Genomic DNA, 13,046 nt, shown 5'->3' with positions numbered 1-13,046 from the left:
TGCGACCTTGTCCCGACATCAATGACATTTCATTCTTGCGAAGGCCCTCGCTGCCAAGGACCCCTCTCCGGCCGCTTTGCGGCCACCTCTCCCTCGCCCCGCGGCGCAGGAACCCAAGGCTATCGCGTATCCGCGTGCGTGTTCAATTCAGCCCTCTTCTCATGCGAAACGACGGCAAGGCGAAGCCCTGTTGCTCGGCTCTCGTGATGGCGAGCGCGCGGCTGTCGGCGGCGCGCTGACCCATCTGAACGTCGCGATATGGTCGCTGTGGAACTATGTGATGGGCGCCACCATCAGCCGGGCGAACTTCGACCTTTCGGAGGACGGTAGAGCCGACACGCAGCAGCGCCTTGCAGGCCTCAGCGAACGCTATCCGACGATCGAGCGCTCCCGTCTGCTGTTGGACAACGATTGGGATGGTGCTTTCCGCAAAGGCCTCGGCTTCCTGCTCGATGGCCTTTCTCCAAGACGATAAACTCTGCTTTCAGAGCCGTCACTTCCTGCCGTGAACGGCCGAGATTCGAACTCGGTTTTGTTTTGACCCTAAAACGCCCGCGGCGAGGAACCCAAGCCTATTGCGCATCCGCGTGCGTGCTCAATTCAGCCCTCTTCTCATCCGAGACGACGGCGAGGTCGAGGACCTTCTGCAATTCGGCAGCATGCCGGAACGACGGTTCGGCCTGGACGCCGTTGCGCACTGCATCGACGAAGCGCTGGTAGTTGGTCTGAACCGTTCCGGCGTCCAGAACCTGCCATTTGGCGTTCTCGACGTCTTCGCCGATGCACACTTTCAGCTCCGAGCCGGTCAGATTGTGCACGACTTCGATGCCGCCCTTGTCGCCGTAGATGCGCAGGCGGAGTTCGTTCAAATGGCCGGTCGCCCAGCGGCTGGCATGGACGACGCCGAAGGCGCCGTTGCTGAAATCCAGCGACATGGTGAAACTGTCATTGGCGTCGAGCCCGTACTCGCCGATCCGGTTGTCGGGCGCCTTGTCGAAGGATCTCAGCCGGCAGAACACATGGTCGATGTCGAGCGCCGCGCCATAGCTGGCGAAATCGAGGATGTGGATGCCGACGTCGCCCAGCACGCCATTGGAGCCATGGCCGCGCGACAGCCGCCACAGCCATTTCGGATCGGTGCGCCAGTCGCCCCAGAACTTGGACACCAGCCAGCTCTGCAGGTAGGACGCCTCGACATGCCTGACCGTGCCGATCTCGCCGGCCAGCACCATGGCGCGCGCTCTCTGCAGCGGCGCGACATTGCGATAGGTCAGGTTGACCATGTTGATGATGCCGGCCCGCTCGGCGGCATCGGCCATTTCACTGGCTCGCTGGTAATTTTCGGCCAGCGGTTTCTCGCACAGCACCGGCTTGCCCGCCGCTATCAGCATTATGGTGGTCGGATGGTGGATGCGATCCGGCGTCACGTTCGCCACGGCGTCGAACTTGCCCCATGCCAGCGCCTCGTCTAGCGACGCGAACCGGTTGGGGATACCGTAGATGGCCGAAAACTTGTCGACACGCGTACGGTCGAGATCGACGGCGCCGATCAGTTCGACGCCCTTGATCTTGCCGAACTGCCTGGCGTGCTCCTCCGCCATCCAACCGGTGCCGAGTATCAAGAGGCGCATGATTCTTATCCTTAGGACGGGCTTTATCTTCTTGTTCGATCATGGATTTCCCGAACCAAAGTTCGGGATCGTGGTCTAGCGAAAGCCGGCTTCGCCCGCGGAATGCAGCTTTCCGCCGCGCTCGACGATCGGCTCGAGCGCCTTTTCAACCTGCACGTTCGGCGCATCGAGGATGGCCGGATTGGCGCCTTGCGGGTTGTGCGCCCATCTCACCGCATTGCGCAGCACCTTGTGGACGTTGGCGTCGTGATAGGTCGGATAGGTCTCGTGGCCGGGCCTGAAATAGAAGATGTTGCCGGCGCCGCGGCGATAGGTCAGCCCCGACCGGAACACTTCGCCGCCCTGGAACCAGGAGATGAACACGGTCTCGAGCGGCTCCGGCACGGCGAACTGCTCGCCATACATCTCCTCGTTCTCGAGCTCGAAATACTCGCCGATCCCGTCAGCGATCGGATGGTTGGGGCTGGTCACCCAGAGCCGTTCGCGCTCGCCCGCCTCGCGCCATTTCAGCGTGCAGGGCGTGCCCATCAGCTTCTTGAATATCTTCGAGAAATGGCCGGAATGGAGAACGATCAGCCCCATGCCTTCCCAGACACGGCGCGCCACGCGCTCGACGATCTCGTCGGCGACGGCGCCATGGTCCTTGTGCCCCCACCACAGCAAGACATCGGTTTCGGCCAGACGGTCGGCCGGCAGCCCATGCTCCTTCTGCTCCAGCGTTGCCCAGGATACTGATATCTCCGGGTCGAGCTTCAGCGCATTGGCGATCGTCGCATGCATGCCCTCGGGATAGATGCCCGCGACCACCTCGTTGGTCCGCTCATGAATATTCTCGCCCCAGACGACAGCGCGTATTGTCATGATGTCCTCTTGATTGTTTGAAGCTGGAGCCGCCCCTACGGGTCAGTCATAATATCCTCGGCCGGGAATGAAAACCGTTTCGCGGCCGGCTCCTGACAATCTGTTGGAAAGCGGGCGGGAAAGTCGAGGCGGCAAAACCAGCGATGCCGGCGGGACAGCGCCCCCCTCTGTGCTGCCGGACATCTCCCCCACTTGTGGGGAGATTGGCTGGTGATCCGCGATTTCGCCAATCGCCAACGTTGCAGGATGGCGACAGACAAACGCGAAGTCCGATCTCCCCCCTTGTGGGGGAGATGTCCGGCAGGACAGAGGGGGGCGCGAAGGATCGCGACAAAACGGCTTTCGTAGTGCGTCGCCGCAACCGTCTAAGCGCCGCGGCCCTCTTGGGCGACGCGTGTCAGCGGCTTCGACAGCCGCGGCACCACGACAAGGCGCTTGATCTTGCCCTTCTTGTAGGCGGCGAGGAAGCGGGCATAGTCCTTGAAGACGACGCAGCCATTGGATTCGGCGCGGCCGCCGCGCAGCATGTAGGTGTGGGCGAGCAGGCCGTCGCGGCCATATTTGTTGCTGCCGCTGGCAGGGGTGAGACGCAGTGCCTCGACGCCGTGGAAGCGCGATTCCCGCAGCGTCAGATTGTAGGTGTCGGGCGGCGTCGGACCGACATTCTTCTTGTGAACGTAGCGCGGCTGGTCGACCATCGAACCGTATCCCGAATGTGCCTCCAGCCGCGAACCGTCGGGCATATAGACAGTCTTGGCCGAGATGTCGTAGACGGCGACGCCGCTGCCCATGCCGGGCGTGGTGAACAGGTTCCTGAAGGCCCCGCCGAGACTGCCGGAAGGCATGTCGGGCTTGGCATAGGCCAGCATGTCGCCGCCCTGCGTCTTCGACCGTTTGCCCGGCTTGCCCGACACCGCCGGCACTGCCGCTTGTGACGAATTGCGAGGCGACAGGCTGCCGGGTTGCGTCTCGGCCGGCGGAGCGTCGGCCGTCTGCACCTTGTTCGCCCTGGCTGCCTGGGTCTTGGATGCCTGGGCCTTGGATGCCTGGGGCGGCTCCGTTTTTGCTGCCTGGGCCTTTGAGGCCTGATCCTTGGGCGCCCGGTCTTTCGGCGCTTGGGCCTGCGGCGCCTCGGCCGGCTGATCGATGACCGCCCGCGGACGCAGCGTCGGCAGCGGAATGCTGTCGGGCATGTCGTCCTGCGGCGGCAGCGAAGCCAGCTGGACCTCAGGCTCTTGTGGCTCTTGCGAAGCCGCGGGCTCGCTTGCCGCGACGGCTGCCGGGAGCACGTCGATCATCTGCTCCGGCAATGTATTGGCTAACGCCAGCGCCAGGCGCGACGAGCGTTCGATCTCCGCCACCGCCGGCCCGAAGCGCACCGATGCAGGGCCGTTCGGATCGGGTATGCGTACCGGCTCGGCGAACCGGGCGTCGGCCGGCAGGCTTGCGAGCTTGAAGGGTGAACCGGAGGAGGCACGGGCAAAGACGACGGCAAGCTTTTGCGGCGACAGCGCGGCCTTGGCTACCACGTCGTCGAAGCTTGGTTGCTGCGGCGCGTCGGCGATATGCGGCACGGCATTGCGCTTGAGACGCGCCGATTTTCCCTGGTGAACGAAGTTCGATGCCGACCGCAGGCAGTTGGCATCGCATCCATGCTGCAGCAGCCGGGCCGACAGCGCTGCGTTTGCCGCGGCCCATGTCGGGGCCTGCGCCTTTGCAAGACTGCGGCGAGGATCGGCGAGCGCGATGGTGTGCGGCGCGAGCAGGCTTTGCGGAAGACCGTTGGAAGCGGCGGTGAGCGAGGTTCCCATCGAATAGAGGCCGGCCAAGGTCGCCACCGACCATAAAGCAATGGCTGCGCCGACGGCCGGAACCGCGACCCAGCGCAGGCCGGGCCTCATCGAAGTCAATCCAGTTGCAGGACTGTCACCCCGGGTTTTCGCACTTACAAACGCCATTCAACCACTCTCAATCGGCCGATGCCGGCTAGCGGATTTCGCAGCCGTGACATTCACAGTTCGCCTGGTGCCCCCAGCACACTTCGCGTCTGTTGCCGATTGATTCAAAAGATGGACAAAGTTGGTTAACCAATCCCTCTACCGACCGCCGATTGGGCGACGGTCACACCGAAAAACGCCCTCCAAAACCTGCATAGTTGGCAAAACTGCCCTCCAATGATGACTTTGCTGCCCGTTTTTGTCGGCCGAGTCAAGAAAGCGAAATGACTAGACCTTGCTGGGCGGAGTCGGCCGTGGCTGCCAAAGTGAAGCCAGGCCGGCCAGAATCGCGCGGCCGGCAGCCGCCGCCACCAAGCCCCGGCGATCGGTCAAACTGGCGACTATCGACCTGGCACTCGACCTGCCACTCAGGCGAATGAACGGCTACCGTCTGAGAATTTGGGATAGCAAGATGTTTGCTGCATAGCAGCTGAATGTCGCGAAGGCTGGAACGGGATATCCAACACCTAGACCACAGCCACCACTATGTGAGCCTGGATTTTGGCAGCAACCTCGCCGCTGCCATGCCTGTCTGCAATCGCGGCTGCGGCATAGTCGGTTGCAGCGTCCAGTTTTCCCGCCTCTCTGGCCTCGATTTCGTTGCGAAGAAGAGTGCCCTGGCAATAAGCAACGGCCGGAAGGCGCGGCGAGGAGGCACGGCTTTGTTCGGCCCTCGTCTCGATCACCACACCGGAAAAACCTGCGTCCTCCAGCTCGCTACGGATCAGTGCCGTATCGTGGTAGCCATGCGGCGTGCGTGCCAGAAAGCGCGGCGGATCGTTCGGAAAAATCCTTGCGAGAGCATTCGTCACGTCGTCGGCAAATATATTCTCCTCGATGCGATCCCATACGCTGAATAGAAAATGTCCTCCGGGTTTCAGGACTCGCCGGGCTTCGCGGTAGGCAGATGAGCGGTTGGGAAAGAACATCGCGCCGAACTGGCAACAAACGAGATCGAAGGCCGCATTTTCGAACGGTAGCGCCAGAGCATCAGCTTGACGCCATTTGATACGATCGTCGGGAGCTTGCCGCGAAGCGGCGTAGTCGAGCATCGGCTGGTTGAGGTCGGTTACGATATAGCTTGCATCGGGGAACAGTTTTGGCGCCAAGGCGCGGGTGACAACCCCGGTGCCCGCGGCGGTTTCCAAAACGGCGCTTGGCGACAAGGACGCTGCCCGTCGTGCAATATCCGCGGCGAACGGCTCGAAAATCAACGGCACCATAAAGCGGTCGTAGTTTTCCGGAATCGAGCCAGCGAACACCTTGTCCGTTTCCAACATTGCTATCCCCCGTCGCCCGTTTGATGGCTCGCCAGCATAGCATGGAATTGTTTGCTATTCGGTCGCATTCGACCGGGAGGCGGTTCGCTCCCGGAAGCTCCCAAACGCCGTGCTGCAATTATCTGCATATGTGCTAATATATTGCAACCATGCGCATTGGTGCGTGGCCATAACGGGAGGATGCGATGAAAACCATAAATCGCAGGTCTGCAATCGCGCTCGGCGTGACGGCGGCCGCGGTAACGCCTTTGTTCACGCTGGCGGCAGCTGCAAAGGTCAAGAAATACGGCCCGAAGGAAGGCAAGGAAATAGCCCCCGGCGTCAGGGTGGTTGAGGTCGGCACCGGCAATTCCGATATCCCCGCCTACAAGAGCATCTCAATTGTCGATGTGGTCTTTCAGCCGGGAGCAGCTGCTCCTGCAATGGTAATGGACAACGACATGGTGTGCACCATTACCGCCGGTGAATTCACGATCAAAAAAGCCGACAAGCAATTCAAGCTCAAGGAAGGTGATATGTATACCTGCTCCAAGGGCAAGACCGACGAGGCAGCCAACACCAGCAAGGTGGTCGGCATCCACCGCATCGCCGTCTTGATACCCGCCTAGCGCATGCCAACGAAAACCGGCCCGCGCCCTCTTCGGAGACGCGGGCCTTTTGATGAGGTGCGTGCTTGTGGGCCGTTTCTCCCTCCGCCCGCTTTGGAAGCGTGCGCTTATATTAGAGATCACGCAAGTTTCTGGATGACTGCAGGCCGGTCTGCGGGGCCTGCATTGGCGACCCTGCATTGGCGCATCAGCAAGCCGGCAGCGCGCTGAGCGTTTTGGAGTTCACGAAACGGCTCGGTGCTCTTCCCGAGCGGCCTCCCAGACCTCGCGCGCCGCGTCTGCGTTCAGCGCTGCAATTCCCAAGCCGACGATCAGATCCGGCCATGCCGAGCGCCATAGGAAGGCGGTCACCAACCCGGCCAGTATGATCGCAATGTTGGCGACCGCATCGTTGCGGGCCGAGAGGAATGCCGCCCTGGTAAGACTGCCGCTGTGATGGCGGTAGCGCGCCAGCATGTAGGCGCATGACAGGTTGACCGCCAAGGCGCCCAACCCCGCCAGCGTCAGCGCTGCCGGTTGGGGCGGCACTGGCATGTTGAACTTTTCCCACGCGGTCCACAGCGTCGCCAGGCCGGGCACCAGAAGGATAAGCGCCAGCGCCATGCCGACCCGCGAGCGGGCACGCAGCGACCATCCCATGGCGAGCAGTATGAGGAGATTGACCGATGCATCTTCCAGGAAATCGACGCTGTCGGCGAACAGCGACACCGAGCCGATCGCCAGCGCCACGGCGAATTCGATGCCGAAATAACCAAGGTTCAGCAGCGCGACGACAGGCACCACCCGGCGAAGGCCGTCTGACGTAATAGCTTGCTGCATGGTCTGCCCTGATCTGGTGGCGTTGATGTTATTGCCAGCTGCTCTTCCAGCGCAACAGCCGCATGGCATTAGCTGTCACCAGGGCCGTCGCCCCGGTGTCGGCGAGGATGGCGGGCCACAGGCCGGTGATGCCAGCGATCGTCGTCACCAGGAACACTGCCTTCAGCCCCAATGCCATTGTAATGTTCTGTTTGATGTTGGCCATGGTTGCTTGGGACAGCCTGATCATGGCGGCGACGTCGCCGACGCGTCCATGCAGCACCGCTGCGTCAGCCGTTTCAAGAGCCACATCCGTGCCGCCGCCCATGGCGATGCCGACATCGGCCGCGGCAAGTGCTGGCGCATCGTTGATGCCATCGCCGACCTTGGCGACCCTGAACCCCTGCCGCTTCAACTCACCGACAATGCGCTGCTTGTCCTCGGGCAGCAATTCGGCGAGCACCTCGATGCCGAGTTGCTTGCCGATGGCAGCGGCGGTGCGCTTGTTGTCACCGGTCAGCATGACTGTTTTGATGCCCGCATCGGTCAGCGCCTTCAGCCCGGCGAACGCGTCCGGCCGGGGTTCGTCGCGCATGGCGATGAAGCCGGCAAGAGCGTCGTCGATGAGCAGCACCGACACCGATTTTCCTTCATCGTTCAGTGCCGTGATGCGTGCGGCCAGGTCGGCTGGCAGCGGCGCCTTTTCGCCGGCAGCGGCCGGCGAGCCCAGAAACAGGCTCTTGCCGCCGACGCGACCGACGACGCCCTTGCCGCCAATCGCCCTGGCCTCGGCAGCAGGTGGCACCGGAATCTTGTCAGCATTGGCCCTTTGCAGAATGGCCAGGGCCATCGGATGGCTGGAACCGGTCTCGAGCGCTGCCGCGAGGGAAAGGATCTCGCGTTCACTGGCGCCGACTGCAACCACGTCGGTTACCTGCGGCTTGCCGAGCGTCAGCGTGCCGGTCTTGTCGAGCGCCACGGCAGTGATGGTGCCGAGCCCTTCCAGCACCGCCCCGCCTTTCATCAGCCGGCCGCGCCGGGCTCCGGCCGAAAACGACGCCGCAATTGCCGCCGGCACAGAAATGACCAGCGCGCACGGACAGCCGATGAGCAGCAGCGCCAGACCTTTGTAAATCCATTCGTTCCAATCGCCGCCAAGGAGCAGCGGTGGCATGATCGCGACGAGCGCCGCGACGGCGACCACGCCGGGCATGTACCAGCGCGAGAAACGGTCGATGAAACGCTCGGTGGGCGCCTTGCTTTCCTGCGCCTCCTCGACGAGCTTGACGACCCGTGCAATCGTGTTGTCGGCGGAGGCCGCCGTCACCTTGATGCGCAGCACGCCGTCGACGTTGATAGTGCCGGCAAAAACCGTGTCGCCAACGTTCTTGCCCACCGGGACGCTTTCACCCGACACAGGCGATTCATCAATGGCGCTGTCACCCTCGGTGATCTCGCCATCAGCCGGAATCCGATCACCGGGCCGCACCAGAATGATGTCCCCCACGGACAGACTTTCGGCCGGCACCTCGCGGCTCGTCCCATCCACTTCGACTAGCGCCGTCTTGGGAACCAGTGTGGTGAGCGCCTGGATGCTAGAACGTGCCTTCCCGGCGGCCACCCCTTCCAGTAGTTCGCCGATCAGGAACAGGAAGACCACTGTCGCCGCTTCCTCGCCGGCGCCGATAACGACGGCGCCGGCGGCCGCCACGGTCATCAGCATCTCGATAGTGAACGGAATGCCGGCGAGTGCGGCCATGACCGCCCGGCGCGCGATCGGCACCAAGCCGAGCAGCGCGGCAGCGATGAAGGCCCATGGGCCGGCCGCGGGCCAAGCGTAATGAACCGCAAAAGCCACCGCTAAGGCGACACCGCTGGCGATGGTCAAGCGGCCCTTGGCGCTGTTCCACCATGGCCCAGACATCGGCGCATCATCGTTGCCATGCAATCCCGCTAATTTCTTGTCGTGACTGTGCGTTCTGTGGTCATGGTCGGCCAATTGATCGGAGGCCGGCGCTCCAGACTTGGCGGTCAGCGGAGCAACAGCGTAGCCGAGGCCGGTGACTTTCCTCTCGATCGCGTCAAGATTGCTTTCGGGAGTATGAATGACCGTCAGAGTGCCTACCGAAACGGATACGCTAACATCCTGCACACCAGGCATCCGCCGCACGAGGGTATCGATTTTGCTGGCACAGCTGGCGCAATCCATGCCTTCCACGCGGAATTTTGTCTCTTGTCCGATCGCAGTCATCTCGCATTTCTTGTAACTTTCAACGCGACGCTACATCCTCTAGTGACTAGAGGAGCAAGCGAAAAATGTCAGCAGGTGTGACCATCGGTGAAGCAGCCCGACGCAGCGGCGTGAAGGTTCCAACCATCCGCTACTATGAGCAGATCGATTTGCTTCCAGCCCCTGCCCGCACCGAAGCCAATCGCCGGCATTATGAAGCGGCCGACTTGCGCCGGCTCGCCTTCATCAGGCACGCGCGCGAGCTTGGGTTCGACATCGAGGCCATCAGGACGCTGCTGACGTTGCAGGATAATCCCCACCAGCCCTGTGGAACCGCCGACGCCATCGCCCAAGCCCGTCTGGCCGAGGTCGTCCAGCGAATACGCAGCCTTACCGCATTGAAGATCGAGCTGGAACTGACGGTTGAGGGCTGCCGGCAGGGGAAAGTCTGCGAATGCCGTGTGATCGAGGTGCTGTCAGATCACGGTCAATGTGAGCATCCTCATCATTGATTCGCAAGACCGGAGCTCGCACCAGCGCCGATGTCACAGCATGCCGAGCTTGCAAAAGCCGCGCTTTGCGGTCAACCTGAGCGGATGATGGCACGTCTGTCACCAAAACACCTCCTGACTATGCTGCTCGCGATGGTCGTAACCGCCGGGTTCAGCCTGTCAGCCGCCCAGGCTGCCGTCATGTCGGCGAGGATGGCGATCGACAGCCGCATGATCATGGCCACAGATGCCGGCACCACCGACGCCGGCATGGCCAAGATGGCCGATGCGAAGGGCGGCGACTGCAGCGCTTGCCTCAAGAGCTCGGCCGACAACGACAAACCGATGCAATGTGCGCCGACCTGCGTCGCACCGGTTCTGGCGGTGCTGCCGGAAGCTCTCCCCGTGACGGGACTGCTGCGGGCAGAGCTGCCACCGGCGCTTCCCGCCGCGTTCCTGCACGGGCGAAGTCTGTTGCCCGAGCCATTCCCTCCAAGACCCAGCGCTCTCGTCTGACGCCGTTTCTGCCGTTCCGCGGCTGATTGGCGGCGTTTGATCGCCCGGTAGCGCGTACTGCGCAACGGGCGCGGCAGCAATTCAATCGATGTCGCGATGTTCGCCGTCGGTTACCGCAGGGGTCACAAGGGTGAATTCGGTTTCAAGTCCGTTCATAACGCGCCGCAAATTCCTGCTTGCGGCGGCAAGCATTGCCGCCTCCGCGCCGATCCGCCCCGCACTGGCGCTGGCTACCGGCGAACACCGGATCAGGGTGGCGCCAGGCCAGGCACGGCTCACCGGCCCCGATGGTCCGCGCACTCCGGTATGGGCCTATGATGGCACGGTCCCAGGCCCGACACTGCGCTTGCGCCAGGGGCAGCCCGCTCGCATCATCGTCGAGAACGGACTGGACGAGGACACCACGGTTCACTGGCATGGCATCCGCTTGGCAAACGCCATGGATGGCGTGCCGGGATTGACCCAACCGCCGATCAGGCCGGGCGAAAATTTCGTGTACGAGTTCACCCCGCCCGATGCCGGCACCTTCTGGTACCATCCGCATGCCGACAGCCTCGTGCAGCTCGGCCGCGGGCTGGCCGGCGCACTCATCGTCGAGGAAGCCGAACCGGTCGCGGTCGACCGCGAGCTTCTATGGCTGCTGCAGGACTGGCGGCTCACCAAGGACGGGCAAATCGCTGCCGGCTTCGGCAACATGATGGATGCGGCGATGTCGGGCCGTGTCGGCAATGTCGTCACCGTCAACGGTGCACCGCCGGCCGACGTGACCGTGAAGGCCGGCGAGCGCGTCAGGTTGCGGCTGGCCAATGCGTCACTCGCTCGCATCATGGCTTTGCGCTTCGAAGGCCACCGTCCGATCATCGTCGCCATCGACGGCCAGCCCTGCGACCCGCATGAGCCGGAGGGCGGACGCTTGGTGCTTGCGCCCGCCATGCGCATTGATGTCGTGCTCGACATGCAGGGCGACCCAGGCAGCCGACATGCGGTGATCGACGATTACTACGATGGCCTTGCCTACACCCTGACCACGCTCGCCTACGACGCCGGAGCGCCGCTGCGCGACCATCCTCTCGATGCGCCGATTCGCTTGCCGGCCAATCCGCTGCCGGCCTCCGACCTGGCCAAGGCCGAACGGCATGAAATCGTCCTGCAGGGTGGCATGATGGGTGGCGGCAAGCTGGCCGGCATCGGGGGCATGATGGGCATGGCGATGCCCGGCATGAACGGCGCCGCCTGGGCAATCAACGGCATGTCGATGACCGGCGACGGCCACGCTGGAATGGCGCCGCAGTTCACGCTGTCGCGCGGCGCCACCTGCCGTCTCACCATGCGCAACGAAACCGCCTGGTGGCACCCCATGCACGTCCACGGCTTCAGCCTGTCGGTGCTTTCGCGCAACGGCTCGCCGGTACCGCACCGGCAATGGCAGGACACGGTGCTGCTCGCCCCCAAGGACACGATCGAATGCGCCTTCGTTGCCGACAATCCCGGTGACTGGATGCTGCACTGCCATGTCGCCGACCACCAGATGGCCGGCCTGATGACAGTGTTCCGCGTGACCTGAAAGTTTTATCCAACCAAGGAGAACTGCAATGAAACTGACCTACCGCCTAGCCGCACTGTCCCTGCTGATCGCAACGCCGCTGCCTGCCTTCGCCGCCACGATCAACGCCGTCATGTACAAGAACCCGCAATGCAGCTGCTGCGAATCCTACGCCAACTATCTCAAGCACAACGGCTTCAAGATCGACATCAAGCCGGTCAACAATCTCTCTCAGATCAGCAGCGATGCCGGCGTGCCGGCCGACCTCGAAGGCTGCCACACGCTGATGGTCGACGGCTATGTCGTCGATGGCCTGGTGCCGGTCGAGATCGTCAAGAAGCTTTTGACCGAACGCCCGGCCATCACCGGCATAACGCTGGCTGGCATGCCGACGGGCGCTCCAGGCATGGGTGGTGAGAAGCAAGGCCCCTTCGTCGTCTACGCCTTCACCAAGGACGGCAAGGCACCCACCGTCTACGCGACCGAGTGAGGCTGTTGTGAGCAAACTGGCCATGGTCCTGATTGGCATGCTGCTGGCATTTTCGCTGCCGGTATCAGCCGCTGAGCCGCCGCAGAACTTTGTCGTTCACGAGGCGCCCGTCCCCATACCGGAAATCAGCTTCGAGGACGGCAACGGCAAGCCGAAAACGCTTACGGATTTCCGCGGTAAGGTCGTGCTGCTCAACATCTGGGCGACATGGTGCGCGCCCTGCCGCAAGGAGATGCCGACGCTCGATCGTCTGCAAGCCAAACTGGGCGGTCCGGATTTCGAGGTCGTCGCGCTGTCCATGGACCGTGCCGGTCCTGAGATTGTGAAGAAGTTCTTTGCCGAGATCGGCATCAAGCACCTCGCCCTCAACATCGATGCCTCGGGCAAGGCCATGTTCGCCATCGGCTCCGTCGGCCTTCCGGCAACCCTGCTGGTCGATCGCGATGGCAAGGAGATCGGCCGGCTGATTGGGCCGGCCGAATGGGACGCGCCCGACATGGTCGACTTCATCCGCAGCCGTATCGCCGCCGAGTGAGAAAGGAACAGATATGTCCGGGTTGAAGGCTCGCTGCGTCGCATCGGCTTTGAACGAGTGGAGGTG

At 62.9% G+C, this 13,046-nt stretch carries 12 protein-coding genes and 1 pseudogene; 7 read left to right on the top strand and 6 right to left on the bottom strand.

Annotated elements, in window-relative coordinates; genetic code table 11:
* Nucleotides 1–241: 241 nt before the first annotated feature.
* A pseudogene (locus RQ479_RS00255) lies at nucleotides 242–475 on the top strand (TetR family transcriptional regulator); the annotation flags it as partial.
* Between the two features lie 97 nt (nucleotides 476–572).
* Here the strand turns inward: RQ479_RS00255 and RQ479_RS00250 are convergent.
* The 4 genes from RQ479_RS00250 to RQ479_RS00235 form a co-directional block, all read right to left on the bottom strand.
* A complete protein-coding gene (locus RQ479_RS00250; RefSeq protein ID WP_376703689.1) occupies nucleotides 573–1,631 on the bottom strand; it encodes a Gfo/Idh/MocA family protein in 1,059 nt (352 codons plus the stop codon).
* Between the two features lie 75 nt (nucleotides 1,632–1,706).
* Entirely contained in the window at nucleotides 1,707–2,492 is a 786-nt protein-coding gene (locus RQ479_RS00245) for a ThuA domain-containing protein (protein ID WP_376703688.1), read from the bottom strand.
* A gap of 365 nt (nucleotides 2,493–2,857) precedes the next feature.
* Nucleotides 2,858–3,190: a DUF2778 domain-containing protein gene (locus tag RQ479_RS00240; RefSeq protein ID WP_376706065.1), complete on the bottom strand. Its 333-nt coding sequence runs from the start codon at nucleotides 3,188–3,190 to the stop codon at nucleotides 2,858–2,860.
* A 1,766-nt stretch (nucleotides 3,191–4,956) separates the two neighbouring features.
* Complete coding sequence (locus RQ479_RS00235) at nucleotides 4,957–5,769, bottom strand: class I SAM-dependent methyltransferase (protein ID WP_376703687.1); 813 nt, start codon at nucleotides 5,767–5,769, stop codon at nucleotides 4,957–4,959.
* A gap of 185 nt (nucleotides 5,770–5,954) precedes the next feature.
* On the opposite strand from RQ479_RS00235, the gene RQ479_RS00230 reads away from it, so the two are divergent.
* Complete coding sequence (locus RQ479_RS00230) at nucleotides 5,955–6,377, top strand: hypothetical protein (protein WP_292658873.1); 423 nt, start codon at nucleotides 5,955–5,957, stop codon at nucleotides 6,375–6,377.
* Nucleotides 6,378–6,599: 222 nt separating this feature from the next.
* Here the strand turns inward: RQ479_RS00230 and RQ479_RS00225 are convergent, their stop codons facing one another.
* The gene (locus RQ479_RS00225) at nucleotides 6,600–7,196 is read right to left on the bottom strand and encodes a cation transporter (protein ID WP_376703686.1); all 597 of its coding nucleotides are present in this window, start codon (nucleotides 7,194–7,196) and stop codon (nucleotides 6,600–6,602) included.
* 28 nt (nucleotides 7,197–7,224) lie between these two features.
* Nucleotides 7,225–9,426 carry a heavy metal translocating P-type ATPase gene (locus tag RQ479_RS00220; protein ID WP_376703685.1) on the bottom strand — a complete coding sequence of 734 codons (2,202 nt, stop codon included), beginning with the start codon at nucleotides 9,424–9,426 and terminating at the stop codon, nucleotides 7,225–7,227.
* A gap of 65 nt (nucleotides 9,427–9,491) precedes the next feature.
* Here RQ479_RS00220 and RQ479_RS00215 point away from each other — a divergent pair, with 65 nt between their 5' ends.
* The 5 genes from RQ479_RS00215 (at nucleotide 9,492) to RQ479_RS00195 (ending at nucleotide 12,980) form a co-directional block, all read left to right on the top strand.
* Nucleotides 9,492–9,917, top strand: a complete 426-nt coding sequence (locus tag RQ479_RS00215; protein ID WP_376703684.1) for a helix-turn-helix domain-containing protein — start codon at nucleotides 9,492–9,494, stop codon at nucleotides 9,915–9,917.
* An 87-nt stretch (nucleotides 9,918–10,004) separates the two neighbouring features.
* Complete coding sequence (locus tag RQ479_RS00210) at nucleotides 10,005–10,412, top strand: hypothetical protein (protein WP_376703683.1); 408 nt, start codon at nucleotides 10,005–10,007, stop codon at nucleotides 10,410–10,412.
* A 130-nt stretch (nucleotides 10,413–10,542) separates the two neighbouring features.
* On the top strand, nucleotides 10,543–11,976 hold the full coding sequence (locus RQ479_RS00205) for a multicopper oxidase family protein (protein ID WP_376703682.1): 1,434 nt from the start codon (nucleotides 10,543–10,545) through the stop codon (nucleotides 11,974–11,976).
* A gap of 28 nt (nucleotides 11,977–12,004) precedes the next feature.
* The gene (locus tag RQ479_RS00200; protein WP_376703681.1) at nucleotides 12,005–12,445 is read left to right on the top strand and encodes a DUF411 domain-containing protein; all 441 of its coding nucleotides are present in this window, start codon (nucleotides 12,005–12,007) and stop codon (nucleotides 12,443–12,445) included.
* Nucleotides 12,446–12,452: 7 nt separating this feature from the next.
* Complete coding sequence (locus RQ479_RS00195; RefSeq protein ID WP_376703680.1) at nucleotides 12,453–12,980, top strand: TlpA family protein disulfide reductase; 528 nt, start codon at nucleotides 12,453–12,455, stop codon at nucleotides 12,978–12,980.
* The last annotated feature ends 66 nt before the right edge of the window (nucleotides 12,981–13,046 follow it).

It is taken from the genome of Mesorhizobium sp. ISC25 (assembly GCF_042295465.1).
Taxonomy (GTDB): Bacteria; Pseudomonadota; Alphaproteobacteria; order Rhizobiales; family Rhizobiaceae; genus Mesorhizobium.
Note: the sequence above shows the minus strand (reverse complement) of the source record. Positions and strands in the feature narration are given on the sequence as shown.